Genomic DNA, 26,077 nt, shown 5'->3' with positions numbered 1-26,077 from the left:
CGGTCTCGACGAGGGAGTCGCGGGCGCGTCACCCTCTGCGCCCACGACGGGTCGCGGTACGCCACCGTCGGCGCCGACGGTGTGGCCCGCTTCCGCGCCCCCGCGTCGCCCCTAGGCAGGACGGTGGGCTAGGAGGCCTGTGCCGCCGCCGTGCGTATGCGGAAGTCGGGCCAAGGGTCCATGTCCATACCGTCGTTGGACTCCTCGTACCAGCCCGTGCCGTCGAGCCAGGTGTGCAGCCAGGTCGACAGATCGGGTGCGTCCACGTACCAGGCGTCGTCGGCCTCGTCGGCGTTCGGCTCGAAGAGCAGGACCCGACCCTCGGGGCTCTGACAGTCCACGCACGCGTACATTCCGCAGCCCCAGTGGGATATCGGCAGGACGCCCTCGGGCCACGGCCAGTCGGGGTCCTTGCGGCCGCTCTCGCGGTTGGCGAGGTACTGCGGAACGACCGCCGGCTCGCCCGACGGAGGGCTGTCCAGCAGGGGCAAAAGGCCGTATTCCGGACCGAATCCGCCGTCCCCTATACGCAGGTAGAGCGCGGCGAGCAGGGGAGGCAGGGCGAAGCCGAGGGCGGCCTCGGCGCGGGAGAGCGCGGCCTCGTCCACGGGCTCGGGGAGCGAAGGCCAGCCCCACGGGCGGGTGTTACGGGCCTCCGAAGCGACCCGTGCCAGCAACTGCTCGACTTCGGTCATGGGTTCATGATGCAGCGCGCCACTGACAATCGGGCAGCCTGTGGATAACCCTCAATCGAGACGGACGTCGACGCGCTTTTCGGCGAGGAAGACGAGCAGTTCTTCGAAGGTCAGCGGGCGGTAGCCGGTGTGCGGGGTGACGCCGAGGCAGCTGCGGGCGACGTCCGCGTCATGCCAGACGAGCGTGAACGGCGGCTCGGCACCCCAGCGGCCGCCCAGGCAGTCCTTGAGGGCATCGAGGCCCCAGCCGAAGTACCCGCCGGGGCCGTTCACCGCTTCGCCGAGTGCGCAGAAGAAGCCGCGCTCGTCGATGATGTGGCGGCCATCGAGGTGGTAGGTGACGCCGGGGGGATCGTCCGGCTCTCCGCGTACGCGGTTGTCCCGGGCAGTGCCGAGCCAGAAGTCGCGGCCCTCGGGGCTGCATCGGGCCCAGAGGCTGGGCTCGGACGGGCGGCCCTGCCACCACAGGTCCCAGACCTCGGAGGCCGCGTTCGGCGGGCGCTCCGACCACGGTTCGAGGGTGAGGTCGATCAGGCCGCGGCCGCGCGCTGACGGCATCCACGCGGTGAGTTCGCCCTCTACGGCCGGCTGGACGGTGCGGCCGTGCGCGTCGAGGCGGAGCACCTTCGCGTGCCCCAGGTCCTCCTCGCCAGCGTTCAGTGCCGTCTGGAGGGCTCCGCGAGGGGAGCAGCCGAGCAGCCGCAGCGGCGGTTCTGTCAGTTCGGCTTCGTATCGGACGTGTGCCAGATCCTTGCAGGTGCCCCACGGGGCTTCCTCGGCGCTGAGGATCCGGTAGCCCGGGGAGAGCGGCGGGCACTGCGGATAGTCGGACGCGTTGTCCTCGGACTCGGACGCCTCGACCGTGATGTCGCGCAGCGACAGGTCACGCGCGCACGGGCGGTCGCCGAGGAGGCGTACGTCGTCCAGCTGCCACAGCCACACGCCCACGCGCTCGCCCTTCTTGTCGAGGGCTTCCAGGGCGAGGGTGCCGAGCGGCGCGGAACCCTCGGCACGCGCGCGTGCGAGGGCGGTGCTCAACTCGCCCTCGGGTGAGCATCCGAGCAGTTCGTACGTTCCGCGCGCGGGAGGGGGCGGATCGCCGAAGAGGCCCTCGGCGTCGGCGCACATGGCCCACGTCTCCTCGTACCCGTCCTCGCCGTTGAACTCGGCTTCGGCGTCGTACGAAAGCAGCACGTACCTGGGCGGCTCCACCCCCGCACTCAACCGCTAGCGCGTCGCGAACGGCTGGTCCGTGCGCACGATTTCGCGCCCCAGGGGGAGCAGCGAGACCGGGATGAGCTTGAAGTTGGCGATGCCGAACGGGATGCCGATGATCGTGATGCACAGGGCGATGCCCGTGACGATGTGGGCGAGGGCGAGCCACCATCCCGCGAGGACCAACCACAGGACGTTGCCGATGCAGGACGGCGCGCCCGCGTCACGGCGCTCCACCGTCGTATAGCCGAACGGCCACAGGGCGTAGACACCGATACGGAACGCGGCGATGCCGAAGGGAATGCCGATGATGGTGATGCACAGCAGCACACCGGCGGCCAAGTACCCGAGGAACAGCCAGAAGCCGCTCAGGACGAGCCAAATGACGTTCAGAATTGTCTTCACTTGTGACGACCTGCCATCTGCTCGAGCCGGGCGATGCGCTCCGCCATCGGCGGATGCGTAGAGAACATCTTCGACATTCCCTGTCCCGGGCGGAAGGGGTTCGCGATCATCATGTGACTTGCGGTCTCGATGCGCGGCTCCGGGGGCAGCGGCAGCTGCTTGGTGCCCGCGTCGAGCTTGCGCAGCGCGCTCGCGAGGGCGAGGGGGTCACCGGTGAGCTGGGCGCCGGACGCGTCCGCCTCGTACTCCCTGGAACGGCTGATGGCGAGCTGGATGACGGATGCGGCGAGCGGGCCCAGGATCATGATCAGCAGCATGCCGAGGATGCCGGGACCCTCGTCGTCGTTCGACCGGCCGACCGGGATCAGCCAGGCGAAGTTGACCAGGAACATGATCACGGAGGCCAGGGCTCCCGCGACCGAGGAGATCAGAATGTCGCGGTTGTAGACGTGGCTGAGCTCGTGGCCGATGACACCGCGCAGCTCACGCTCGTCCAGCAGGCGCAGGATGCCGTCGGTGCAGCACACGGCCGCGTTGCGCGGGTTGCGGCCTGTCGCGAAGGCGTTCGGCGCTTCCGTCGGCGAGATGTACAGACGTGGCATGGGCTGACGGGCCTGGGTGGAGAGCTCGCGGACCATGCGGTACAGGGCCGGGGCCTCGAATTCGCTCACCGGGCGCGCGCGCATCGCGCGTAGAGCCAGCTTGTCGCTGTTCCAGTACGCGTACGCGTTCGTCCCGATGGCGATGAACAGCGCGATGATGAGGCCGGTACGCCCGAAGAAACTGCCGATGACGATGATGAGTGCGGACAGTCCCCCGAGGAGTACGGCGGTCCTGAGCCCGTTGTGCCGGCGGTGCACGGTACGCCCTCCAAGTGGTGCGGCAGGGGAACCCTTTGCTTGCTGATGCTCTGCTTCCACTCTCCAGTGGACCCTCCCGTACTGGTCAACGCCAGACGGGGAGCACTAGTTCCCTTGTGCGCGCACCGGCGCGCGTAGGCCGTCCGGGTGGCAGCGGACGACGGCCACGCGCGCGTGCGGGGTGTTTTGCGAGGTGTTCCTTCGGGGCCGGTCCTGCGGAACGATCAGAAGAGGCTGGTCGCCGAGAAGCGCAGGACCAGCTGGGGTGCCCCGGAGAGGACGACCCCCAGGACGGCTGTCAGGGCGATCGCGGCCGTCAGCGGGGCCGGGACGCGGTGCTCCGCGGGTTCGCCCTCGGGGGCGCGGAAGAGGAGTGTCGTCCACTGGAGGTAGTAGAAGAGCGCGATCACGACGTTGACGGCCATGACCACGGCCAGCCAGCCGAGACCCGCGTCGACGGCCGCCGAGAACACGGTGACCTTGGCGAAGAGGCCGATGATGCCCGGCGGCAGGCCCGCGAGGCAGAGCAGGAAGAAGCCGAGGACCAGCGCCGAGAGGGGGCTCGCGGCGTAGAGGCCCCGGTAGTCGCTGATGCGGTTCAGGGGCCTCGTACGGCCGACGAGGGCCGCCACGGCGAAGGCGCCCAGGTTCACAACGGCGTACATCAGGGCGTACGCCACGGTGGAGCCGATGGCCTTCTCGGCGTCCTTGGAGTAGGCGGCGGCCGCGATCGGCACCAGGAGATAGCCGGCCTGGCCGATGGAGGACCAGGCGAGCAGGCGTACCGCGCTGTACGCGCGGGTGGCCTGCTGTCGCAGGGCACCCACGTTGCCCACCGTCATGGTGAGGGCGGCCAGCGCGGCGAGCGCCGGACCCCAGACGTCCGCGTACGACGGGAAGGCGACGACGGTCACGAGGATCAGCCCGGAGAAGCCGACCGCCTTGCCGATGACGGACAAGTAGGCGGCGATCGGCAAAGGCGCCCCTACGTAGGTGTCGGGCACCCAGAAGTGGAAGGGCACGGCGGCCGTCTTGAAGGCGAAGCCGATGAGGGTGAGGACGACGCCCGCCTGGGCGAGCGTGTGGAACTGTCCGTCGACGTGCTGGATCTTGTCCGCGATCTGGGTGAGGTACAGGGTGCCGGTGGTCGCGTAGACGAAGCTGACGCCCATCAGGCTCACGGCGGTCGCGGTGACGGAGGACAGGAAGAACTTCAGGGCCGCTTCGGAGGACTTCTTGTCGCCGCGCTTGATGCCGACGAGCGCGAAGGCGGGCAGGGAGGCGACTTCCAGGGCGACGATGAGGGTCGCGAGGTCGCGGGAGGCGGGCAGCAGGGCGGCGCCCGCGGCCGAGGAGAGCAGCAGGAACCAGAACTCCCCTTCGGGGAGTTCCCTGTTGGCGTCCTTCAGGGCGGTGACCGACAGCAGGGCCGTCAGGAGGGCGCCGCCGAGAACCAGGAACTGGATGACGAGCGTGAACCGGTCCGCCGTATAGCTGCAGGCGCTCGTGTCGCCCGTCAGACAGAAGGTGGCGCGGTCGCCGTCCAGGATGGGCAGCAGCATCAGCGCGGACACGGCGAGTCCGGCCACCGACACCCAGCCCAGCACCGCCTTCTTCGTGTCGCCGATGAAGAGGTCGGCGACGAGCACGACGAGTCCGACGACCGCGGTGATGGTGGGCGGCGCGATGGCGAGCCAGTCGACGGACTGGACCAGGGAGCTCATCGGGTGCCTCCTGCGAGGAGCTGCTGAACGGCCGGATCGGTCAGGCCGAGGAGGGCCTTCGGCCAGAGGCCGGCGACGACGGTGAGGGCGACGAGCGGCGTCCAGGCCGCGAACTCGTAGCTCTGGACGTCGGCGAGCTGCGGACTCCCCTGCTGCGGGGTGGCGCCCATGCAGACACGGCGTACGACGGCGAGCATGTACGCGGCGGTGAGCAGTGTGCCGAAGGCGGCGATCGCCATGAAGGTGAGGAACGCGGGGCGGCTGAGGTCGTCGGCGGGCTCGAACGCGCCGAACAGCGCCAGCATTTCGCCCCAGAACCCGGCGAGACCCGGCAGCCCGAGCGAAGCGACGGCGCCGAAGGCGAGCAGGCCGCCGAGGCGCGGGGTCCTGGCGTACAGCGCGGCGCCGGTCTCCTCGGCGAGGGTGTCGAGGTCGGTCGTGCCCGTGCGGTCCTTGAGCGCGCCGACGAGGAAGAAGAGGAGGCCGGTGATGAGGCCGTGGGCGATGTTGGCGAACAGCGCGCCGTTCACGCCGGTCGGGGTCATGGTCGCGATGCCGAGCAGCACGAAGCCCATGTGACCGACGGACGAGTAGGCGATGAGCCGCTTGAGATCACCCTTCGCGCCTTGCTTGGCGAGGGCCAGGCAGGCCAGGGATCCGTAGATGATCCCGACCACGGCGAAGGCGGCGAGGTACGGCGCGAAGGTCCGCATCCCGTCGGGCGCGATCGGCAGCAGAATCCGGACGAACCCGTACGTCCCCATCTTCAGCAGCACGCCGGCCAGCAGGACCGAGCCGACGGTGGGCGCGGCCGTGTGGGCGTCCGGCAGCCAGCTGTGCAGCGGCCACATCGGCGTCTTGACCGCCAGCCCGATCCCGATCGCCAAAACGGCGATGACCTGCACGGATGTGGTCAGCGACCGGCCGTTGTCAGTGGCGAGTGCCACCATGTCGAATGTGCCCGCGTTGATTCCGATCAGGAGCAGGCCCAGCAGCATGACGACCGAACCGAGCAGGGTGAAGAGGATGAACTTCCAGGCCGCGGCCTGCCGTTGCGCACCGCCCCAGCGGGCGATGAGGAAGTACATCGGGATGAGCACCATCTCGAACGCGAGGAAGAACAGCAGCAGATCGAGGACGGCGAAGGTCGCGAGGGTGCCGGACTCGAGCACGAGGACGAGCGCGACGAACGCCTTCGGGGTCGGGCCCGCGGGCATCTTGAAGTAGGAGTACAGCGCGCAGAGGAAGGTCAGCAGCGCGGTCAGGACCAGAAGGGGGAGGGAAATGCCGTCGACGCCGAGGTGGATCCGCACGTCGAGTGCGGGGATCCAGCTGATGTCCGTCGTGGCCTGCATCTTCGACGGATGGTCGTGGTCGAAGCCGAGCGCGAGGACGATCGCCGCGATGAGCACGGCGCCGGTCACGGTCACACCGTGCCGCAGCACGGCCTGCTCGGGCGACTTCCCCTTCAGCCCGGGCGGGGCCGGCAGTAGAGCCGCGGCGGCGCCGATGAGCGGGCCGACGACGATGAATGCCAGAAGGATCTGCATCACGGATTCACTGATATCGATCACGCCTGCTCACGCTCCCGTGGCGACGAGGAGGGCGGCGACCACCAGGACGACGGTGCCGGCGAGCAGCGCGCTCACATAGGTCTGCACATTGCCGGTCTGGGCACGCCGTACGGCGGCGCCCAGCCAGCGGGGTAGGGCGCCCGCACCGCGTACGTAGGTGTCGACGACCTCGCGGTCGAGGAACCGGACGAGTACGGCTCCGGCCTGGACCGGGCGGACGAACAGTGCCGTGTACACGGCGTCGAGGTGGAAGCCGACAGCCGCGTGGCGGTGCAGCGGGCCGAGCAGCAGCCGGCCCGGGTCCGCGGGGTCGGCGGCGTAGGCCACGTCTCCGAACGCCTGCTCGTGGAGCGCGATGGCCTCGGCCTCGACCGCTCCGGCGTCGGCGTCGGGGTGGGCCACGATCGCACCCATCGGCACGCGGGCTGCCATCGCGCTGGTGTGCCGCCAGGCGCCGTATGTGACGAGTCCGCCGACCAGGGCGAGCCCCGTGCCGAGGACGGAGGTGGTGAGGACCGGTGTCAGGTCGCGGCCGTCGAACCATTCGGGCAGCGGGCCGTACGCCAGACCGAAGGCGAGCGACGGGACGGCGAGGACCCACAGCACGACTGTCATGGTGAGCGGCTGCCTGCCATGGTCAGGGGCCTCGGCGCCCCGGCCGCGGAAGGCGAGCAGCCACAGGCGAGTGGCGTACGCGGCGGTGAGCACGGCGGTGATCAGGCCGGCGACGAGGACGATCCAGCCCGCGGCGCCGGGGGCGTACTCGGTGTGGCCGGTGGCGACGTGCTCGGCGGCGCCGAGGACGGCCTCCTTGGAGAAGAAGCCGCTGAACGGCGGGATCGCGGCGAGCGCGAGCAGCGCCACGGTCATCGTCCAGTAGGCGTCGGGGACGCGGGCGCGCAGGTCCTTCATACGGGACATGACGGCCAGCGAGTTGGTGCCGGAGGCGTGGATGATCACGCCCGCGGCGAGGAACAGCAGCGCCTTGAAGGCGCCGTGGGCGAGGAGGTGGAAGACGGCGGCACCACGGTCGCCGACGGCGAGGGCGCCTGCCATGTAGCCGAGCTGGCCGATCGTCGAGTACGCGAGGACGCGCTTGATGTCGTCCTGGGCGAGCGCGGCGAGCCCCGAACCCGCCATCGTGACGGCGGCCATGACGGCGAGGACGACCATCGCGGCCGAGGATGCCTGGAAGACGGGGAGGAGCCGGGCGACGAAGTAGATACCGGCGGCGACCATCGTCGCGGCGTGGATCAGCGCGGAGACGGGTGTGGGGCCCGCCATCGCGTCGGGCAGCCAGGTGTGCAGCGGGAACAGTGCCGACTTGCCCGCCACACCGGCCAGGAGCAGCAGGGCGATCAGCGTCGGGTGGTGCAGTCCGCCGCTCGCGACGGTGCCGAGAACCGTGGTGATCTGGAAGGACCCGGCGTCCGTGGCAAGAGCGAACAGACCGATGAGGAAGGGGACATCGCCGAGCTTGGTGACCAGGAAGGCCTTGATCGAGGCGGCGCGGGCCTCGGGGGTCTCCCAGTAGTGGCCGACCAGGAAGTACGAGCAGATGCCCATGACTTCCCAGCCGACCAGCAGCACGATCAGGTCGCCGGAGTAGACGACGAGCAGCATCGCGGAGGTGAAGAGGGAGACGAGAGCGGCGTACGAGGGGTAGCGCGGGTCGTCGCGCAGATAGCCCGTCGAGTAGATCTGCACGCAGGTGGCCACGACGCCGACGAGTACGGCGACGAGGGCGGCGAAGCCGTCGATGTGCAGGGCGAGTTCGATGGGGATCGAGCCGGTCGGGGTCAGCTCGGTGGAGGCGTCGATGGCCTGGCCGCCGCCCTGGCGTACCGCGACCAGCACGGCGAGGACGAGCGAGGTGAGGGGCGGCAGAACGGCGAGGGGGCGTACGAAGCCGGGGGCCGTGCGGCCGAGGAGGAGTCCGGCCGCGGCGCCCAGGAACGGAAGGAGGGGGACGAGTACGGCGAGGGTGGTCGTGGTCACGCGGTGGCCTCAGCCTTCTCGTCTGCCGTGGCGGTGGCTCCTTCGGGGCCGTGCGGCTCGGCGCTGTCGCGGAGCTTGTCGATGTCCGAGGTGCCGCGGCCCCGGTACACGGAGAGCACGATCGCCAGGCCGATGCCGATCTCGGCGGCGGCGATGGCGATGGTGAACAGGGTCAGTGCCTGGCCGGAGTGGAGCGTGTCGCGGGCGGTCTTGGACAGCCAGACGTCGAAGGCGACGAGGTTCAGGTTGACGGCGTTGAGCATCAGCTCGACGGACATCAGGACCAGGATCGCGTTGCGGCGCGCGAGGACTCCGTACAGGCCCGTGCAGAACAGGAGGGCGGAGAGCACGGCGGGATAGGCGAGGTGCATCAGCGGGTCCCTTCCTTGGCCGGGGGCTGCTCGCCGGGGGCCGTCGCGCCGCCGGCGGTGCGGCTCGGGGGCAGGGTGCCCGACGGCGTGCCCGGCGTCGGGAGGGCCGGTGTGGCCTTGTCCGCGGCGGCCTTGCGGGAGAGGACGATCGCGCCGACCAGGGCGGCGAGGAGGAGGACGGAGAGCGCTTCGAAGGGGAGGACCCAGCTCTGGAAGAGGCTCGCTCCGGTCACCTCGGTGGAACCGGCGGCGGCGCCGCCCAGGTCGACCCAGGTCGTGCGAAAGGCGTCGACGACGACCCAGACGAGGGCTGCGGCCGAGGCGACGGCCACGGTCAGGGCGGCCCAGCGGTTGCCGGAGTCGGCGTCCGGCGAGCGGCCGATGGGGGCCTTGGTGAGCATCAGACCGAACAGGAGGAGTACGACGACGGAGCCGACGTAGATGAGGACCTGCACCCAGGCGATGAACTCGGCCGTGAGTAGGAGGTACTCGACGGCGAGACCGCCGAGCGTCACCACCAGCCACAGGGCGGCGTGCACCAGCTGCTTGGTGGTGACGGTGACGATCGCGGCGCCGAAGGTGACCAGGCCGACGAGGAGGAAGGCGATCTCGACGCCGGTCGGGGAGAGGAAGCCGTGGCTTTCCGCGGCGGTGGTCGTGGCCCGTGCCGCGGCGGCCGTTGCTGCTGCGAGGCTCACGACTCACCGTCCTGTGGGTCGGAGGGCTTGGCGGGCTCGGAAGGCTTGGCCGACTCGGAGGGCTTGGCCGACTCGGAGGGCCTGGCGGGCTCCGAAGGCTTGGCCGACTCGGAAGGCTTGGCTGGCTCGGACGTGCCCGTGGCCGGGGGCTCGGCCTGGGCGGGAGCCTGGGCCTGGGCTGGGGGCTGGGTCTGGGCCGGCTGTTCGGCCGGCTCGGTTGCCTCCGCTGACGCGGTCGCCTCGGCGGCGAGCTTTTCGGCGGTTTTGCGGGCGGCGGCCAGTTCCTTCGGTTCCTCGGCGCCTGGGTCGAGGGCCGGCGGGGCCGGGACGGTCCACATCCACTCGCGGAGCTTGTCGCGTTCGTGGGTGAGTTCGTGGATGTCGGTCTCGGCGTACTCGAACTCCGGGGACCAGAACAGGGCGTCGAAGGGGCAGACCTCGATGCAGATACCGCAGTACATGCAGAGGGAGAAGTCGATGGCGAAGCGGTCGAGGACGTTGCGGCTGCGCTCACGGCCACCTGGGGCGGCGGGCGGGACCGTCTCCTTGTGGGAGTCGATGTAGATGCACCAGTCCGGGCACTCGCGGGCGCACAGCATGCAGACCGTGCAGTTCTCCTCGAAGAGGCCGATGACACCGCGGGTGCGGGGCGGGAGTTCGGGCTGGGCGTCCGGGTACTGCGCGGTGACGGTCTTCTTCGTCATCGTGCGGAGGGTGACGGCCAGGCCCTTGGCGAGGCCGGAGCCAGGGATGGGGGCCATTAGGAGATCACCACCTTGACGATGCCGGTGAGGGCGATCTGGGCGAGGGAGAGGGGGACGAGGAGGGTCCAGGAGAGTTTCTGGAGCTGGTCCTCGCGGAGGCGGGGATAGGTGACGCGCAGCCAGATGACGATGAAGGCGAGCACGGCCGACTTCAGCAGGGTCCAGACCCAGCCGAGGCCGTCGGCGCCCCACGGGCCGTGCCAGCCGCCCAGGAAGAGGACGGTGGTCAGACCGCTCAGGACGACGATTCCGGCGTACTCGGCGAGGAGGAAGAGTGCGAAACGCAGGCCCGTGTACTCGGTGTACGCGCCGAAGATGATCTCCGAGTCGGCGACGGGCATGTCGAAGGGCGGGCGTTGGAGTTCGGCGAGGCCTGCCACGAAGAAGACGATCCCGCCGACGATCTGCCAGGGCAGCCACCACCACTCGAAGGCGTCGACGATGCCCGGGAGGGAGACGGTGCCGGCCGCCATCGCGACGGAGGCGGCGGTCAGCAGCATCGGGAGTTCGTACGCGAGGAGCTGGGCGGCGGTGCGCAGGCCGCCGAGGAGGGAGAACTTGTTGGCCGAGGCCCAGCCCGCCATGAGCGAGCCGAGGACGCCTACACCCATGACGGCCAGGACGAAGAAGATGCCCGCGTCGACGACCTCACCGACCGCGCCCTCGCCCGGGCCGATCGGGATGGCGAGGAGGACGAGGAGGTACGGAAGGAGGGCTACGGCGGGGGCGAGTTGGAAGATACGCCGGTCCGCGCCGGTCGGGACGACGTCTTCCTTCTGCGCGAACTTCACGCCGTCCGCGACGAGCTGGGCCCAGCCGTGGAAGCCGCCCGCGTACATCGGGCCGAGGCGGCCCTGCATGTGGGCCATCACCTTGTGCTCGGTCTGACCGACGATCAGAGGGAACGTCAGGAACACGACGAAGACGAGGAGGAGGCGTAGGGCGACGTCGAGAGCGTCGTTCACGGCGTGCCTCCGGTGGGGTCTTCGGGGTCGGGTGTCTTGGCGTCGGCAGTTTTGGGGGCCGGAGTCTTGGGGCCGGGGTCCGCGGCGCCGTCGGGTGCGGCGTCGGGTGAGGCATCGGGTGCGGCTGGGGGTTTCGGGGCGGCTCCCGGTTCTGGGGTCGCCTCCGGCGCCGGGTTCGCCCCGGGCGCCGGGTTCGCCCCGGCGTCAGATTCTGAGGTGGCCTCGGGCTTCGGGGCAGTCTCAGGCTCGGAGGCGGCGTCGGACTCCGGGGTGACCGCAGCGCGTTGCTCCGGCTCCGGGTTCGATTCCGGCTCCGGGTTCGATTCCCGCTCCGACTCGGGCTCCGGCTTCGACTCCCACTCGGGCTTCGACTCGGGCTCCGGCTCGTCGAAAGCGGGGCGGGCGTGGTGCCACGGGGCGTCCGAGCTGCGGGGTGCGGCGGGCTTGGACGGGGTGGCGGGAGCCGTTGCCGTTTCAGGAGCTGTTGCGGGGGCGGGTGGCGTTGGTTCGGTGGGTGCCGGGGCCGAGGCGGGCGCCTGCTGGTCCGAGGCCGGGGCCTGGGCCTGCTGGCTGGCCGAGCCCTGGCTGGCGCTGCGGGCGCGGCGGGGGCCGGCGGGGGCCGGCGGCTCGGCGGCCTGCGGGGCTGTCGGGCCCGGGGGCGTCGTCCGCTGGTCGGGGGCCGGAGCCCCGGTCTGCTGGCTGGCCGAACCCTGGCTCGCGCTGCGGGCGCGGCGGGGTGGTGCCGGGGTCTCCGGAGCGGCACTGGCGGCTGCGCTCGTGCCGGGACCCGGTTCAGCTCCAGCGCCTACCGGACCCGTACCGGTAGCCGTACTGCCAGCCTCACCCCCAGTGCCGACACCAGGAGTCTGGCTCGCTGAGCCCTCTCCCGCTGTGCGGGCCCGGCGGACGGGGCGGTCGCCGGTTGCGCGGGCGGCGCCGCGGGCGGGGCGGGCCGGGGCCGGGGGGAGCTGGCCCTTGAGGGGGCCCCATTCGTTGGGGTCGGGGACGCCCGGGGGAAGCATCTGGCGGCGCTTCGGGCCGCCGTGTTCGGACTCGCCGGGCTCCTTCGCGCCGGGCCAGGCCTTGGCGACTCGGGCGGCCAGGACGAAGTCCTTGCGGAGGGGGTGGCCTTCGAAGCTCTCGGGCAGCAACAGGGGTGCCAGCCCCGGGTGGCCCTCGAAGATCACGCCGAACATCTCGTGGGTCTCGCGCTCGTGCCAGCCGGCGCCCGCGTACACGGAGACCGCCGACGCGAGTACGGGGGACTCGTGCGGGACAGTCGTACGGACGAGGAGGCGGCGTACGGGAGAGAGCGCCACGACGTGCGCCGAGACGCGGAAGCCGGTGCCCGGTTCGTCGACGGCGCTCAGCCAGTCGAAGTATGTGCAGGTCAGCGTAGTCCGGGCCGTCTCCAGGGTCTCGATCCAGGACGTCGGCGGGACATCGACCGTCAGGACCCCGTACGACTCCTCGGCCGTGGCCTCTGGGCCGAAGAGTTCCTCGACGGGTGCGGGGAGCCAGCCGATGCTCATCGGTCCTCCCCCACGACACCCGCGGCACCCGCGGCACCCGCGACGGGCGGCTTCACCAGGCCGCTCTGGAGCGCGGCCGTGGACGGGCGGTCCGAACCTGAGCCGTAGCGCTCGCCCAGGGACTCCCGGGCGATCTTCTCCTGGAGCTTGAGGATGCCCTGGAGCAGTGCCTCGGGGCGGGGCGGACAGCCGGGGACGTACACGTCGACGGGGATGATCTGGTCGACGCCCTTGGTGACGGAGTACGAGTCCCAGTACGGGCCACCGCAGTTGGAGCAGGCGCCGAAGGAGATGACGTATTTCGGCTCGGGCATCTGCTCGTAGAGGCGCTTCACGGCCGGGGCCATCTTGTCCGTGACCGTGCCGGAGACCACCATCAGGTCGGCCTGGCGCGGGCCGGGCGCGAAGGGGATCACGCCGAGGCGGATGAAGTCGTGGCGGGCCATGGACGCGGCGATGAACTCGATCGCGCAGCAGGCGAGCCCGAAGTTGAAAACCCAGAGCGAGTAGCGGCGGCCCCAGTTCAGGACCACCTTCATCGGCTCGGGGGCCAGCCGGGAGAGCGCGCCGAGCCGCTTCGGTTCCGGGAGGAGCACCGGTTCCGGCTGACCAGGGGTCTCAGGGGTCACGTCCATGTCAGGACGCCCTTCTTGTATGCGTACAGCAGGCCGACGGCGAGGAAGCCGAGGAAGATGAACATCTCCACGAGCGTCGCGGCGCCGTAGCCGGGCGCGGCGAAGACCGTCGCCCAAGGGAAGAGGAAGATCGAGTCGACGGCGAAGATCACGTAGAGGAACGCGTAGACGTAGTAGCGGACCTGGGTGTGGGCCCAGCCCTCGCCGACGGGGTCGACGCCGCACTCGTAGGTCAGGAGTTTCTCGGGCGTGGGGACCACGGGACGCAGCAGGCGGCCGGCCCCGAAGGCGACGGCGACGAAGAGCACGCCCATGACGGCGAGCAGTCCGACGACCGAGTAGGACTGGAAGTAGCCCGCCGCGACGACGGTCCCGGTTGCCGTGACAACGGTCGGTTCCGGCACGTCAGCCCCTCGCTCCCTGACCTCGTTTGCGCCCCGGAGTACGCCGTCGCGCACTCTGTGATGCGCCGTGTTCGACGATCTGTACGGACGGGAGTCTAGGGCCTGCTAAAGAGACCGTAAGCAGCCTGTCACGCCTCGATCAACGGGAATGCGCCTCGGATCCGTCCTGCTCATGCGCCGCAGGGTTCCCTTCTTCACCTCAAGGCGGTCCTCATGGCGGTCGTCGGGGTTTCCCTGTGCAGCCTGTCCGTACCTCGCGAGGGTGGGGTTTTCCCCAGTGGATCGTGGCGGTCCACCTCATGGCGCGGCGGCTCGCCGCCGGGCAGGCTAGCGAATATGACCGAACGCATCACGCTCACCGGTCCGTCGGACGAGACGTCCGACGGCGACCGGCTGCCTCCCGCGCGCTTCGCCTTCGACGGGCAGACGTGGAAGGAGATCGCTCATCTGCTGGCCAATCTGCCGGTCTCCATCTTCGGCTTCGTGTACGTCGTGACCCTGGTGTTCACAGGCGCGGGGCTCGCGGTGACGGTCGTCGGGCTGCCGCTGCTCGCGGGCGGGCTGGCGGGCGCACGTCTGCTGGGCAAGGCCGAGCGGGCGCGGGCGCGGGCGCTGCTGGGTGTGCGGATCGACGAGCCGAGCCCGATGCCGGCGAGCGGGACCGGCTTCTTCGGCTGGCTGTGGACGAGCCTGAAGGACCCGGTGGCCTGGCGGACGGTGCTGTACGACTTCATCCGCCTGCCTTGGGGCATCGTCACTTTCACGGTCATGTCCGTGTCGCTGTTCGTGCTGTGGCCGGTGCTGCCGTTCATCGCGCGGGGGCTGACGAACGTGGACCGCGCCATGGTGCGCGGGCTGCTGTCGCCCTCCGACGAGCTGGAGCGGCGGATCGCCGAACTGGAGTCCGACCGGGGGGTCGTGGTCGACCACGCCGCCGCCGATCTGCGCCGCATCGAACGCGATCTGCACGACGGGGCGCAGGCCCGCCTGGTCAACCTCGCGATGGGGCTCGGCCTGGCCAAGGAGAAGCTTCTGGAGGACCCCGACGCGGCGGCGGCGATGGTCGACGAGGCGCACGGCGAGGTGAAGCTCGCGTTGCAGGAGCTGCGCGATCTGGCCCGCGGCATCCACCCGGCGGTGCTCACCGACCGGGGTCTGAACGCGGCGCTGTCGTCGGTGGCCTCGCGCTGCACGGTGCCGGTGAAGGTGTCGGCCGCGCTGGAGACGAGACCGGCCGCGGCCATCGAGGGCATCGCCTACTTCACCGTCTCCGAGCTGCTGCAGAACGTGAGCAAGCACAGCGGGGCGCGGGGCGCGTCCGTCGATGTGTGGCGGGCGGACCAGCGGCTGCTCATACAGGTGTGGGACGACGGGCGCGGCGGGGCCGACCTCGACGGCGGTACGGGGATGGCGGGGCTCGCGGACCGGCTCGGTGCGGTCGACGGGCTCTTCGTCATCGAGTCGCCGGCCGGCGGTCCGACCGTCATCACGGCGGAGCTGCCGTGGCGGGACCGGCAGGACTGGCCGAGCCCGCCTGCGCGGTGACGGGGACGGGGACGGGCATGGACACGGGTACGGAGACGGAGACGGTCCATACGACCCTGCCGGCGCGGCAGGTCCGTACGACTCCGCCCGCGCGGTAACGGCCCGTACGACTCCGGCTCGCCGCTCGGGTTCCGGTGCGGCTCCGGCCCGCTCCCCGAGGTAGGGAAAACCCCCGCTCCAAGACGCCGACCCGCTCCATGGCCGATGGGCGCCCTGGACAGCAGGGTGGAGGTACGAGTCGGCGAGCAGGACGAGTAGAACGGACGGGACCGATGGCCACGGAGTACGGACAGGGATACGGGCACCGGAACGGGCCCGGATTCCGCGGGGCGGGCGCCGATGAGCGGCGGCACCGTCTCCCGGCCCCGCTGCGGGCGCCGATCGAGGCCCGCAGCTGGCGTGAGTTCGGCTATGTGATGCTGAGCCTGCCGCTCGGGATCATCATGTTCACGTTCGCCGTCACGATGTTCTCGCTCGGCGCCGGCCTGCTGATCACCTTCCTGGGGATACCGGTACTCGCCGCCGCCCTCGCCGGCTGCCGCGGCTTCGGCGCGCTGGAACGGGCGCGGGCGCGCGGGCTGCTCGGCTTCGAGGTGGCCGAGCCGGAGCCGCTGCGTATGAAGAAGCACGGGGCGATGGCGTGGATGGGCGCGGTCCTCAAGAGCGGTGCGTCGTGGCGGCATCTGCTGTACGCGGTGCTCCAGTTCCCGTGGTCGGTGTTCTCCTTCGTGGTGGCGCTGAACTTCTGGGCGTACGGGTGGGCGCTGCTGACGTATCCGCTGTGGTTCTGGCTCTTCCCGATGTACGGCGGGCAGGGCGGGCTTCAGTTGTACGGCGACGGCACGCACTCCATCTACCTCGACAACCCGTTCGAGATCACGGTGGCCGCGCTGGTGGGGCTGCTCTTCACGATGGCCACGCCGTGGATCGTGCGGGCGTTGACGACCGTGGACCGACTGATGGTGCACGGGCTGCTCGGTCCGTCGCGGCTGGCGAAGCGGGTGGTGGAGCTGGAGTCCGACCGGGGGGTCGTGGTCGACCACGCCGCGGCTGACCTGCGGCGCATCGAGCGCGATCTGCACGACGGGGCGCAGGCCCGGCTGGTCGCGCTGGCGATGGACCTGGGGCTGGCGAAGGAGAAGCTGACCGAGGACCCGCAGGCCGCGGCGCGGATGGTGGACGAGGCGCACGGTGAGGTGAAGACGGCCTTGCAGGAGCTGCGGGATCTGGCCCGTGGGATCCATCCGGCGGTGCTGACCGACCGTGGGCTGGATGCCGCGCTGTCGGCGGTGGCCTCGCGGTGCACGGTGCCGGTGCGGGTCGAGGTGGATCTGGCGTCGCGGCCGGCGCCCGCGATCGAGGGGATCGCGTATTTCACGGTGTCCGAGCTGTTGCAGAACATCAGCAAGCATGCGCGGGCGGGCAGCGCGAGCGTGGATGTGTGGCGGGTCGAGAACCGGCTGATGATCCAGGTCTGCGACGACGGTGCGGGTGGGGCCGATGTCTCCGGGGGGTCGGGGCTGGCTGGGCTGGCGGAGCGGCTGGATGCGGTGGACGGGATTCTGGTGGTGGATTCGCCGGTGGGTGGGCCTACTCGGGTTACCGCGGAGCTGCCGTGGCGGGGGTGAGCCGGTACGGCGGGTCGGGGTAGGAGGGTTTTCGCCCCCGCCGCCCCTGCCCGTCCCATCCGTTCCTGGGGGCTGCGCCCCCAGACCCCCCTAAAAGATTGCGCCGTTCCCCGCGCCCCTTAATTGTCGGCTGCGGGACGGTGGGGGTTGCTCGCGCCCCGCGGCGGAGCCGCAAATGTCACAGCCCCGCGCCCCTGAATACTTGAAGACACCTCAGCGCCGTCTTTCTCCTGTTCGCGTCCGTCTATTCCCGCTGCCCGGGCACAGGCCGGTGCGAATGCTGGAATGCTGGGGGCTTGACGTACGAGCGGGGACGGGCTCTGGGGGGCCGAGAATCGTGGAGGACAGGGTGCGGGTGGTCATCGCCGAGGATTCAGTGCTGCTCAGGGAGGGCCTGACCCGGTTGCTGACCGACCGTGGGCATGACGTCGTGGCCGGTGTCGGTGACGGCGAGGCGCTGATCAAGACCATTACCGAGTTCGCGGCGCAGGACGCGCTGCCGGACGTCGTCGTCGCCGATGTGCGGATGCCGCCGACGCACACCGACGAGGGGGTCAGGGCCGCGGTGCAGCTGCGCAAGGCGCATCCCGGACTCGGTGTGCTCGTGCTGTCACAGTACGTGGAGGAGCAGTACGCCACCGAACTGCTGGCCGGTTCGAGCCGCGGCGTCGGCTATCTGCTCAAGGACCGGGTGGCCGAGGTGCGGGAGTTCGTGGACGCGGTGGTGCGGGTGGCCCAGGGGGGTACCGCGCTCGACCCGGAGGTCGTGGCGCAGCTGCTCGGCCGCAGCCGCAAGCAGGACGTGCTCGCGGGGCTCACCCCGCGGGAGAGGGAGGTCCTGGGACTGATGGCCGAGGGGCGGACGAACTCGGCCGTCGCACGGCAGCTCGTGGTCAGCGACGGCGCGGTCGAGAAGCACGTCAGCAACATCTTCCTGAAGCTGGGCCTGTCTCCGAGTGACGGGGATCACCGGCGTGTTCTGGCGGTACTCACCTACCTGAACTCATGACCACCTGACACTGTGTCAGTTGTTGAGTGCGACTCGATGTGCCACGAGGAGCCTGGAATCAGCTAGAGCCATCCAGGGCCCACCTAGAACCAAAGGATGAGCGGGGAGCGTCTTCCAAGGAAGGACCGGGGGCGGGTAAATCATGACAAGTCAGGGCGTCCGGCCGTCTCAAAATGGTGTCCATCATGCGAATGGCCGCAGGAAGGCGACCCTTACCGACGTAGGGTTGAAAAGGGAAGGGCCTGCGGGAAGGCCGCTCCCAGACAGCCGCCTCGAGGGAGGTCCAGTTCAGTGACGAGCCAGGTCAGTAGCCCAGCGGAGCACGCCGATGGAGCCGTCGTAGGAGAACAGCGCAAACCGGCGGGGGCGAAAGACGTCCGCCGGCTCGACCGGGTGATCATCCGGTTCGCGGGTGACTCGGGTGACGGTATGCAGCTCACCGGTGATCGTTTCACCTCCGAGACAGCTTCCTTCGGAAACGACCTCTCGACCCTTCCGAACTTCCCCGCCGAGATCCGAGCGCCCGCAGGCACACTGCCGGGCGTTTCGTCGTTCCAGCTGCATTTCGCGGACCACGACATCCTCACGCCCGGTGACGCGCCGAATGTCCTGGTGGCGATGAACCCCGCCGCCTTGAAGGCGAACATCGGGGATGTGCCGCGCGGCGCGGAGATCATCGTCAACACGGACGAGTTCACCAAACGGGCGATGTCGAAGGTCGGTTACGCCGCCAGTCCGCTGGAGGACGGATCGCTCGACGGCTACAGCGTCCATCCCGTCCCCCTCACGACGATGACGGTCGAGGCGCTGAAGGAGTTCTCGCTCTCCCGCAAGGAGGCCGAGCGCAGCAAGAACATGTTCGCGCTGGGGCTGCTGAGCTGGATGTACCACCGCCCGACCGAGGGCACCGAGAAGTTCCTTCAGACCAAGTTCGCCAGGAAGCCCGACATCGCGGCAGCGAACATCGCCGCGTTCCGGGCGGGCTGGAACTTCGGTGAGACCACCGAGGACTTCGCCGTCTCCTACGAGGTCGCTCCGGCCGCCCACACCTTCCCGACCGGCACCTACCGCAACATCTCCGGGAACCTGGCGCTGTCGTACGGCCTGATCGCGGCCTCCCGGCAGGCGGACCTGCCGCTCTACCTGGGCTCGTACCCGATCACGCCGGCCTCCGACATCCTGCACGAGCTCAGCAAGCACAAGAACTTCGGCGTACGCACCTTCCAGGCCGAGGACGAGATCGCGGGCATCGGCGCCGCCCTGGGCGCGGCCTTCGGCGGCTCGCTGGGCGTCACCACCACCTCCGGCCCCGGCGTGGCGCTGAAGTCGGAGACCGTCGGGCTCGCCGTCTCGCTGGAACTGCCGCTGCTCGTCATCGACATCCAGCGCGGCGGTCCCTCGACCGGTCTGCCGACCAAGACGGAGCAGGCCGACCTGCTCCAGGCGATGTACGGCCGCAACGGCGAGGCCCCGGTCCCGGTCGTCGCGCCCCGTACCCCGGCCGACTGCTTCGACGCCGCCATCGAGGCCGCCCGGATCGCGCTGATGTACCGCACGCCCGTCCTGCTGCTCTCGGACGGCTACCTCGCCAACGGCAGCGAGCCCTGGCGCATCCCCGACACCGACGAACTCCCGGACCTGCGCGTGCAGTTCGCCCAGGGACCCAACCACACCCTGGACGACGGCACCGAGGTGTTCTGGCCCTACAAGCGCGACCCGCAGACCCTCGCCCGCCCCTGGGCCATCCCGGGCACGCCCGGCCTGGAGCACCGCATCGGCGGCATCGAGAAGCAGGACGGCTCCGGCAACATCTCCTACGACCCCGCCAACCACGACTTCATGGTCCGCACCCGCCAGGCGAAGATCGACGGCATCGACGTCCCCGACATCGAGGTCGACGACCCCTCCGGCGAGGCCACCACCCTCGTCCTGGGCTGGGGCTCCACCTACGGACCCATCACGGCCGCCGTACGCCGGCTGCGCACCGCCGGGGAGAACATCGCGCAGGCCCATCTGCGCCACCTCAACCCCTTCCCGCGGAATCTGGGCACGGTGCTGAAGCGTTACGACAAGGTGGTGATCCCCGAGATGAACCTCGGCCAGCTCGCCACCCTCATCCGGGCGAAGTACCTGGTGGACGCGCACTCGTACAACCAGGTCAACGGCATGCCGTTCAAGGCCGAACAACTCGCCACGGCTCTCAAGGAGGCCATCGATGGCTGAGACGTCCACGGAAGGCACGGGCACGATCGAGGCGCTTTCTCTCGTTCCCAAGGCCGAGGCCAGGCAGTCCATGAAGGACTTCAAGTCCGATCAGGAAGTGCGCTGGTGCCCCGGCTGCGGTGACTACGCGATCCTCGCGGCGGTCCAGGGCTTCATGCCTGAGCTGGGTCTGGCCAAGGAGAACATCGTCTTCGTCTCGGGCATCGGCTGCTCGTCGCGCTTCCCGTACTACATGAACACCTATGGCATGCACTCCATCCATGGCCGTGCGCCCGCCATCGCGACCGGACTGGCCTCCAGCCGCCGGGACTTGAGCGTGTGGGTCGTCACGGGTGACGGCGACGCGCTGTCCATCGGCGGCAACCACCTCATCCACGCCCTGCGCCGCAACGTCAACCTGAAGATCCTGCTCTTCAACAACCGGATCTACGGCCTCACCAAGGGCCAGTACTCCCCCACCTCCGAGGTCGGCAAGATCACCAAGTCGACGCCGATGGGTTCGCTGGACGCGCCCTTCAACCCGGTGTCCCTGGCGATCGGCGCGGAGGCGTCCTTCGTCGCCCGGACGATCGACTCCGACCGCCAGCACCTCACCGGGGTACTGCGCGAGGCCGCCGCCCACCCCGGCACGGCGCTGGTGGAGATCTACCAGAACTGCAACATCTTCAACGACGGCGCCTTCGAGGCCCTCAAGGACAAGCAGCAGGCCGAGGAAGCCGTCATCCGCCTCCACCACGGACAGCCCATCCGCTTCGGGCCGGACGGCGCGCGTGGTGTCGTACGGGATCAGCGCACCGGCGATCTGAAGGTCGTCACCGTCACCCCGGACAACGAGTCCCAGATCCTGGTCCACGACGCCCACTCCGCGTCCCCGACCACCGCCTTCGCGCTCAGCAGGCTCGCCGACCCCCACACCCTGCACCACACACCGATCGGCGTGTTCCGCTCCGTGGACCGGCCGGTCTACGACACGCAGATGGCCGACCAGCTGGACACGGCCATCGAGCAGAACGGCAAGGGCGACCTGGCCGCGCTGCTCGCCGGCGGCGACACCTGGACGGTCGTCGGCTGAGTACGGCTGTCGCGGTTCACGAGGCCCGGGTCTGAAGCGCCCGGGCCTCGTCGTATGCCTGGCGGGCCTTCTCCACGTCGGCCATGCGCTCACCGGTCCACAGGGCCAGCGCGCGGACCTGTTCGGCGGCCTCGCGGCCCAGGTCGGTGAGGGAGTAGTCGACGCGTGGCGGGATCACGGGCTTGGCGTCACGATGGACGAGACCGTCGCGCTCCAGGGTCTGGAGGGTCTGGGTGAGCATCTTCTCGCTGACGCGGCCGATGGCGCGGCGCAGCTCGCTGAAGCGGTAGGGGCGGTCGAGGAGCTCGATCAGGACGAGGACGCCCCAGCGGCTGGTGAGGTGCTCCAGAACCAGGCGGTACGGGCACATCGCCTCGCCGGTGTCGTACTTGCTCGACGTGCTCGACGTGCCTGACTTGCTCGCGGCTGAGGTGTCGGCTGCTGCTGCGGTACTTACGGCCATGCCAGTACCTTACTTCAAAGTGGGTACTTTCGTAGAGTTAGCGCACCTCCTATGGTTAGTGGCAGACCCACCCCACAAGGAGTTCACTCATGAGCATCGTCGTCACCGGAGCCACCGGACACCTCGGTCGTCACGTCGTCGAGCAGCTGCTGGAGAAGGTTCCGGCCGACCAGATCACCGCCGTCGTCCGTGACAAGGCGAAGGCCGCCGACTTCGCGGCCCGCGGTGTGAAGCTCGCCGTCGCCGACTACAACACCCCCGAGACGTTCGACGGCCTCTTCGCCGCCGGCGACAAGGTGCTGCTGATCTCCGGCAACGAGTTCGACAAGGGCCGCGTGGGCCAGCACCAGGTCGTCCTCGACGCCGCCAAGGCCGCCGGGGTCGCGCTCTTCGCGTACACCAGCGCCCCGGGCAGCCTGACGGCCGCCCTCGCCGACGACCACCGGGGCACCGAGCAGGCGATCGTCGAGTCCGGTGTGCCCTACGCCCTGCTCCGCAACGGCTGGTACAACGAGAACTACACCGAGAACCTCGCCCCCGTCCTCGAGTACGGCGCCGTCACGCAGGCCGCCGGCGAGGGCAAGGTCGCTTCCGCCGCGCGCGCCGACTACGCGGCCGCCGCCGTCGCCGTACTCACCGGCGAGGGCCACGAGAACAAGACGTACGAGCTGAGCGGCGACACCGCGTGGAGCTTCGCCGAGTACGCCGCCGCGGTGGCCGAGTACTCCGGCAAGGAGATCGCCTACAACGCCGTCCCCGCCGAGGTCTACACCGGCATCCTGACCGGCGCCGGGCTGCCCGGGCCGTTCGCCGCGATTCTCGCGGGCGTGGACGTGTCCATCGAGAACGGCGAGCTGGCCGGCACCCCCGGCGACCTGTCCCGGCTGACCGGCCGTCCGACCACGCCGATCACCGAGTCGATCGCGGCGGCGCTGAAGGGCTGACTCCCCCTCGCGCCCTGGGCGCCGTCTTCCCCACCCCTGCCTGTCATGACCGTATGGCGATACGGGCATGACAGGCAGGGGTGCTCGGCGCTACCTTCTTCCGTGCCGCTCCGCACCATGGGAGCGGCCGTGTGACGAGAGGGAGGCGCCAGTGGCCGGGAAGCCGAAGGGCGAGCAGCACATAGGTCTGCTGAACGGCTTCGCCGCATACGGCATGTGGGGGCTCGTCCCTCTCTTCTGGCCCCTGATGAAGCCCTCCGGCGCGGTCGAGATCCTCGCCCACCGGATGGTGTGGTCCCTCGTCGTCGTCGGCGCCGTGCTGCTGGTGATGCGGCGCTGGGCCTGGGCGGGCGAGCTGGTGCGTCAGCCGCGCAAGCTCGGCCTCGTGGCGATCGCGGCGACGGTCATCACCGTCAACTGGGGCGTCTACATCTGGTCCGTGAACAGCGGACACGTGGTCGAGGCGTCCCTCGGCTACTTCATCAATCCGCTCGTCACCATCGCGCTGGGTGTGCTGCTTCTGAAGGAACGGCTGCGGCCGGTGCAGTGGGCGGCGGTCGGTGTCTGTTTCGCCGCGGTCGGCGTTCTGACGATCGGATACGGCCGTCCGCCGTGGATCTCTCTCTGCCTCGCCTTCTCCTTCGGCACCTACGGGCTGGTGAAGAAGAAGGTCAACCTCGGCGGTATCGAGTCGCTCGCCGCCGAGACCGCGATTCAGTTCCTGCCCGCGTTGGCCTATCTGCTGTGGCTGGGGGCGAAGGGGGAGGCGACCTTCGCTACGGAGGGTGTGGGGCATGCGGCGCTGCTCGCGGCGACGGGGGTGGTGACCGCGCTTCCGCTGGTCTGCTTCGGTGCGGCGGCGATCAGAGTGCCGTTGTCCACGCTGGGGCTCCTCCAATACCTCGCCCCCGTCTTCCAGTTCCTTCTCGGCATCCTCTATTTCCATGAGGCCATGCCGCCCGAGCGCTGGGCCGGGTTCGCGCTGGTCTGGGTTGCGTTGTCGCTGCTCACGTTTGACGCGTTGCGGAGCGCGCGGCGGGGGGCGCGGGCGCTGCGCGCCTCGGCCAACGCCAACGCCAACGCCTCCGGCGCCGGCGACACGGTGAGCCCGGCGCGGGAGCCCGCGTAGGGTTTTCGCCCCCGCCGCCCCTACCCGTCCCATCCCCCAGGGGCTCCGCCCCTTCGACCCCGTTCGGTTGTGCGTCGGGTGCGGGTGGGTGGGGGCTGGTCCAAAGGATTGCGCAGTTCCCCGCGCCCCTTTTAGGGGGCGGGGAACTGCGCAATCTTTTAGGGGGGTCTGGGGGCGCAGCCCTCAGGGATGGGACGGGTAGGGGCGGCGGGGGCGAGAAACGTGCGGTCGGTCTGCGGGGCAACTCCCTTGCCGCGGAGGAGCGTTCCGCTGTGAGGGCGTGTGCGGCCGCCGGGGTGGAGCCCGAGCGCAGGCGGGCCGCCACGGACGTCGGCATGCGCGCGCCGGCGGCGACGTCGGCCGCGACGTGGGAGCGCAGGGCGCCGACACGGGCCAGGTGATGCTGCAACTGGTCCGCGGTGAGCGCCTCGACCGGGACGCTCACCGCGGACCGTACGGCGGCGGGGTGTGTGGGGAGGGGAGCCGCACCCTGGGCGGTGACGCGGGCGCGCGGGCGGCCGTCGCGGTCGGTTCCGCCGGCCCGGACCGTGCGCCAGCTCATCGTGCCGGTCAGCTCGTTGACGTACACCTCGGTGCGCGGGCCCGGTGCACCTGTTCGCGGTGAGCGGCGGCGCGCGGCGGCGGCCCGGTCGCGGTCGTCACTGGCCATGGGCGCGCGGGCTCTGGGTGTAGGGGTTGTCCGCCAGGACGCGGGCGCGTTCGGCGAGGCGGACCATGCGGGTGCGGGCCGATTCGAGCTGCTCGATGTCGTCGGCGGCGGGGCCTCCGTCGGCCGTGAGCTCGGTCCACACTCCGATCAGGTCGCGTCCGAGGTGCAGACCCTGCAAGGGGTCGCGGACGGCGCGCCAGGCCGCGGCCGCGCTCTGTACGTTGCCGTACGCGGCGCGCGGGTCACGGTGGCGACGGCGGACCCTGGCGAGGTCGAGCGACAGGTGGAACGACCTGAGCGCGTCACCGGCCAAGTAGGCGATGTACGCGGTCAGTTCGCGCAGCTTCAGCACCTCCTGGTGCTCCTCGCCCAGCGCCTGCGCCGCCTCCGCGACGGCCCGCTCCGCCATCCCCGCGGCCGCTTCGATCCGGCCCATCTTCACGGCCTCGTTGATCCGCGCCACGGGCTCCACGAGGAACGCCGCCGCACCCTCGCCCTCACCCTCCGGGGCCGGACTCGGCGCCAGCACCGCCTCGGCGACGGCGTCGAAGCCCCGCACCGGAGCGGGCTTCGGCTCCGGCTCGGGCTCCATCAAGGACATGGCCTCCATCGCGGGGACCGGCTTCCGCACGGGAGCGGGCTCGGCCACCGGAGCCGGCCCGAACTCCCCCGTCGGCGCCGCCACGACCCCGGCCGCCGACTCCGGCACCGCCCGCAGCACATGCGTCGCCGCGGCCCCGGGCAACGGCTTGGGCTCCGGCACCGCCCGGAGGACGAAGGTCGACGGGGTGGGGGTGGAAGGCGGCGCGGGGGTGGGCGTGCTGGGCGCGGGGGAACGCACGGGTTCGGGTGCCGGAACGGCTGACGCCGCGGGCCTCGCCGGCTCCGGCATCGGCGTCGGCGTCGGCGTGGGCGTGGGCGTCTGCACCGGCTCGGGCTCCGGCGTCGGCGCAGGTGCGGGCGCGACCGCCGGCTCCGGTGTCGGCTCCGGTACCGCTCGCAGCACGTACGTCGCCTTGTCCCGACGCGGAACCGGCGGAGTTTCGGGCACCGGCTCCTCCTGCGCCCGCGCACCGGACACGGGAGCCGGCGGAACCGGTGCGGTCGGCGGCGCCGGCGGCTGCGGCTGCTGGGCCTGGCGGCGCGGCTGCGGCTGCCCCTCCCCCGCACTCCCCACGGTCGAAGTGCCCGTCCCCGTCCCCGCCCCCACCCGCACCGGCTCCCCGGCGTACCGGCTGGAGCCGTCGACGTACACCTGGAGCGGTACGACGAAGCCGATGCGTTCGTCGTGGATGGTGGCGAGGACGGGGTGGCCGGTGGCGAGGGCGAGGCGGTGGAGGTAGTTCAGGACGGCGGCCTGGACGGTCTCGCCGGGGGCGGCGACGACCGGCATCCCGCCGACCGTGGCACCCCCCGCCGCCCCGGCTGTGGGCGCCGGCACATGCACCTCGATCGGTGTCACCCCGGCGGCCTGTTGCCCCCCGGGCACGGCACCGGCCGAGCGCTGCCGCTTGAGTTCCCGCTTCTGTTCGCGGCTGAGTCGAGACATCGGTT

Annotated in this window: 23 protein-coding genes; 7 read left to right on the top strand and 16 right to left on the bottom strand. The window is 70.6% G+C overall.

Going from position 1 to position 26,077, the window contains the following annotated elements; genetic code table 11:
• Window positions 1-128: 128 nt before the first annotated feature.
• The 14 genes from AB5J50_RS29860 to AB5J50_RS29795 form a co-directional block, all read right to left on the bottom strand.
• The gene (locus AB5J50_RS29860; protein WP_369261289.1) at window positions 129-695 is read right to left on the bottom strand and encodes an SMI1/KNR4 family protein; all 567 of its coding nucleotides are present in this window, start codon (window positions 693-695) and stop codon (window positions 129-131) included.
• Between the two features lie 51 nt (window positions 696-746).
• The gene (locus tag AB5J50_RS29855; protein WP_369261288.1) at window positions 747-1,889 is read right to left on the bottom strand and encodes a barstar family protein; all 1,143 of its coding nucleotides are present in this window, start codon (window positions 1,887-1,889) and stop codon (window positions 747-749) included.
• A 33-nt stretch (window positions 1,890-1,922) separates the two neighbouring features.
• Window positions 1,923-2,315, bottom strand: a complete 393-nt coding sequence (locus AB5J50_RS29850; RefSeq protein WP_327430913.1) for a YccF domain-containing protein — start codon at window positions 2,313-2,315, stop codon at window positions 1,923-1,925.
• Entirely contained in the window at window positions 2,312-3,175 is an 864-nt protein-coding gene (htpX, locus tag AB5J50_RS29845) for a zinc metalloprotease HtpX (protein WP_369261287.1), read from the bottom strand. The genes AB5J50_RS29850 and htpX overlap by 4 nt, the downstream gene beginning before the upstream one ends.
• 224 nt (window positions 3,176-3,399) lie before the next feature.
• Window positions 3,400-4,899 carry an NADH-quinone oxidoreductase subunit N gene (locus AB5J50_RS29840; protein ID WP_369261286.1) on the bottom strand — a complete coding sequence of 500 codons (1,500 nt, stop codon included), beginning with the start codon at window positions 4,897-4,899 and terminating at the stop codon, window positions 3,400-3,402.
• On the bottom strand, window positions 4,896-6,473 hold the full coding sequence (locus AB5J50_RS29835) for an NADH-quinone oxidoreductase subunit M (RefSeq protein WP_369261285.1): 1,578 nt from the start codon (window positions 6,471-6,473) through the stop codon (window positions 4,896-4,898). The genes AB5J50_RS29840 and AB5J50_RS29835 overlap by 4 nt, the downstream gene beginning before the upstream one ends.
• Before the next feature lie 6 nt (window positions 6,474-6,479).
• Window positions 6,480-8,471, bottom strand: a complete 1,992-nt coding sequence (locus tag AB5J50_RS29830; RefSeq protein WP_369261284.1) for an NADH-quinone oxidoreductase subunit L — start codon at window positions 8,469-8,471, stop codon at window positions 6,480-6,482.
• Complete coding sequence (nuoK, locus tag AB5J50_RS29825) at window positions 8,468-8,842, bottom strand: NADH-quinone oxidoreductase subunit NuoK (protein ID WP_327430908.1); 375 nt, start codon at window positions 8,840-8,842, stop codon at window positions 8,468-8,470. Before nuoK ends, AB5J50_RS29830 begins: the two co-directional genes overlap by 4 nt.
• Window positions 8,842-9,540 carry an NADH-quinone oxidoreductase subunit J gene (locus AB5J50_RS29820; protein WP_369261283.1) on the bottom strand — a complete coding sequence of 233 codons (699 nt, stop codon included), beginning with the start codon at window positions 9,538-9,540 and terminating at the stop codon, window positions 8,842-8,844. Before AB5J50_RS29820 ends, nuoK begins: the two co-directional genes overlap by 1 nt.
• A complete protein-coding gene (locus AB5J50_RS29815) occupies window positions 9,537-10,301 on the bottom strand; it encodes an NADH-quinone oxidoreductase subunit I (RefSeq protein WP_369261282.1) in 765 nt (254 codons plus the stop codon). Before AB5J50_RS29815 ends, AB5J50_RS29820 begins: the two co-directional genes overlap by 4 nt.
• The gene (locus tag AB5J50_RS29810; RefSeq protein WP_369261281.1) at window positions 10,301-11,269 is read right to left on the bottom strand and encodes an NADH-quinone oxidoreductase subunit H; all 969 of its coding nucleotides are present in this window, start codon (window positions 11,267-11,269) and stop codon (window positions 10,301-10,303) included. The genes AB5J50_RS29815 and AB5J50_RS29810 overlap by 1 nt, the downstream gene beginning before the upstream one ends.
• A complete protein-coding gene (locus AB5J50_RS29805) occupies window positions 11,266-12,801 on the bottom strand; it encodes an NADH-quinone oxidoreductase subunit C (protein ID WP_369261280.1) in 1,536 nt (511 codons plus the stop codon). Before AB5J50_RS29805 ends, AB5J50_RS29810 begins: the two co-directional genes overlap by 4 nt.
• On the bottom strand, window positions 12,798-13,436 hold the full coding sequence (locus AB5J50_RS29800) for an NADH-quinone oxidoreductase subunit B (RefSeq protein ID WP_369261279.1): 639 nt from the start codon (window positions 13,434-13,436) through the stop codon (window positions 12,798-12,800). The genes AB5J50_RS29805 and AB5J50_RS29800 overlap by 4 nt, the downstream gene beginning before the upstream one ends.
• The gene (locus AB5J50_RS29795) at window positions 13,427-13,840 is read right to left on the bottom strand and encodes an NADH-quinone oxidoreductase subunit A (protein WP_369261278.1); all 414 of its coding nucleotides are present in this window, start codon (window positions 13,838-13,840) and stop codon (window positions 13,427-13,429) included. Before AB5J50_RS29795 ends, AB5J50_RS29800 begins: the two co-directional genes overlap by 10 nt.
• A 336-nt stretch (window positions 13,841-14,176) precedes the next feature.
• Between AB5J50_RS29795 and AB5J50_RS29790 the strand changes: the two genes are divergently transcribed.
• From AB5J50_RS29790 to AB5J50_RS29770, 5 genes are all read left to right on the top strand, one after another.
• Entirely contained in the window at window positions 14,177-15,385 is a 1,209-nt protein-coding gene (locus AB5J50_RS29790; protein WP_369261277.1) for a sensor histidine kinase, read from the top strand.
• Between the two features lie 272 nt (window positions 15,386-15,657).
• On the top strand, window positions 15,658-17,013 hold the full coding sequence (locus AB5J50_RS29785; protein ID WP_369261276.1) for a sensor histidine kinase: 1,356 nt from the start codon (window positions 15,658-15,660) through the stop codon (window positions 17,011-17,013).
• A gap of 349 nt (window positions 17,014-17,362) precedes the next feature.
• Window positions 17,363-18,022, top strand: coding sequence for a response regulator transcription factor (locus tag AB5J50_RS29780; RefSeq protein ID WP_362019020.1), 660 nt, complete (start codon window positions 17,363-17,365; stop codon window positions 18,020-18,022).
• A 291-nt stretch (window positions 18,023-18,313) separates the two neighbouring features.
• On the top strand, window positions 18,314-20,245 hold the full coding sequence (locus tag AB5J50_RS29775) for a 2-oxoacid:acceptor oxidoreductase subunit alpha (protein WP_369261275.1): 1,932 nt from the start codon (window positions 18,314-18,316) through the stop codon (window positions 20,243-20,245).
• Window positions 20,238-21,317, top strand: a complete 1,080-nt coding sequence (locus AB5J50_RS29770) for a 2-oxoacid:ferredoxin oxidoreductase subunit beta (RefSeq protein ID WP_369261274.1) — start codon at window positions 20,238-20,240, stop codon at window positions 21,315-21,317. The genes AB5J50_RS29775 and AB5J50_RS29770 overlap by 8 nt, the downstream gene beginning before the upstream one ends.
• Window positions 21,318-21,333: 16 nt before the next feature.
• Here AB5J50_RS29770 and AB5J50_RS29765 read toward each other — a convergent pair whose 3' ends face one another.
• A complete protein-coding gene (locus AB5J50_RS29765) occupies window positions 21,334-21,687 on the bottom strand; it encodes a winged helix-turn-helix transcriptional regulator (protein WP_369265547.1) in 354 nt (117 codons plus the stop codon).
• A 182-nt stretch (window positions 21,688-21,869) separates the two neighbouring features.
• Here AB5J50_RS29765 and AB5J50_RS29760 point away from each other — a divergent pair, with 182 nt between their 5' ends.
• Complete coding sequence (locus AB5J50_RS29760; RefSeq protein ID WP_369261273.1) at window positions 21,870-22,724, top strand: NAD(P)H-binding protein; 855 nt, start codon at window positions 21,870-21,872, stop codon at window positions 22,722-22,724.
• Window positions 22,725-22,875: 151 nt separating this feature from the next.
• Window positions 22,876-23,853: an EamA family transporter RarD gene (gene rarD / locus AB5J50_RS29755; protein ID WP_369261272.1), complete on the top strand. Its 978-nt coding sequence runs from the start codon at window positions 22,876-22,878 to the stop codon at window positions 23,851-23,853.
• A gap of 659 nt (window positions 23,854-24,512) precedes the next feature.
• Here the strand turns inward: rarD and AB5J50_RS29750 are convergent.
• Complete coding sequence (locus AB5J50_RS29750) at window positions 24,513-26,072, bottom strand: hypothetical protein (RefSeq protein WP_369261271.1); 1,560 nt, start codon at window positions 26,070-26,072, stop codon at window positions 24,513-24,515.
• Window positions 26,073-26,077: the final 5 nt, after the last annotated feature.

Origin of the sequence: Streptomyces sp. R35 (genome assembly GCF_041053035.1) — a bacterium.
Classification (GTDB): domain Bacteria; phylum Actinomycetota; class Actinomycetes; order Streptomycetales; family Streptomycetaceae; genus Streptomyces; species Streptomyces lutosisoli.
Note: the sequence above shows the minus strand (reverse complement) of the source record. Positions and strands in the feature narration are given on the sequence as shown.

Bases quoted from the DNA above. Each gene is read 5' to 3' on its own strand.
- AB5J50_RS29860 (WP_369261289.1), bottom strand. From the start codon at position 695: ATGACCGAAGTCGAGCAGTTGCTGGCACGGGTCGCTTCGGAGGCCCGT.
- AB5J50_RS29840 (WP_369261286.1), bottom strand. From the start codon at position 4,899: ATGAGCTCCCTGGTCCAGTCCGTCGACTGGCTCGCCATCGCGCCGCCC.
- nuoK (WP_327430908.1), bottom strand. From the start codon at position 8,842: ATGCACCTCGCCTATCCCGCCGTGCTCTCCGCCCTCCTGTTCTGCACG.
- AB5J50_RS29815 (WP_369261282.1), bottom strand. From the start codon at position 10,301: ATGGCCCCCATCCCTGGCTCCGGCCTCGCCAAGGGCCTGGCCGTCACC.
- AB5J50_RS29805 (WP_369261280.1), bottom strand. From the start codon at position 12,801: ATGAGCATCGGCTGGCTCCCCGCACCCGTCGAGGAACTCTTCGGCCCA.
- AB5J50_RS29800 (WP_369261279.1), bottom strand. From the start codon at position 13,436: ATGGACGTGACCCCTGAGACCCCTGGTCAGCCGGAACCGGTGCTCCTC.
- AB5J50_RS29790 (WP_369261277.1), top strand. From the start codon at position 14,177: ATGACCGAACGCATCACGCTCACCGGTCCGTCGGACGAGACGTCCGAC.
- AB5J50_RS29785 (WP_369261276.1), top strand. From the start codon at position 15,658: ATGGCCACGGAGTACGGACAGGGATACGGGCACCGGAACGGGCCCGGA.
- AB5J50_RS29770 (WP_369261274.1), top strand. From the start codon at position 20,238: ATGGCTGAGACGTCCACGGAAGGCACGGGCACGATCGAGGCGCTTTCT.
- AB5J50_RS29765 (WP_369265547.1), bottom strand. From the start codon at position 21,687: ATGTGCCCGTACCGCCTGGTTCTGGAGCACCTCACCAGCCGCTGGGGC.
- AB5J50_RS29760 (WP_369261273.1), top strand. From the start codon at position 21,870: ATGAGCATCGTCGTCACCGGAGCCACCGGACACCTCGGTCGTCACGTC.
- AB5J50_RS29750 (WP_369261271.1), bottom strand. From the start codon at position 26,072: ATGTCTCGACTCAGCCGCGAACAGAAGCGGGAACTCAAGCGGCAGCGC.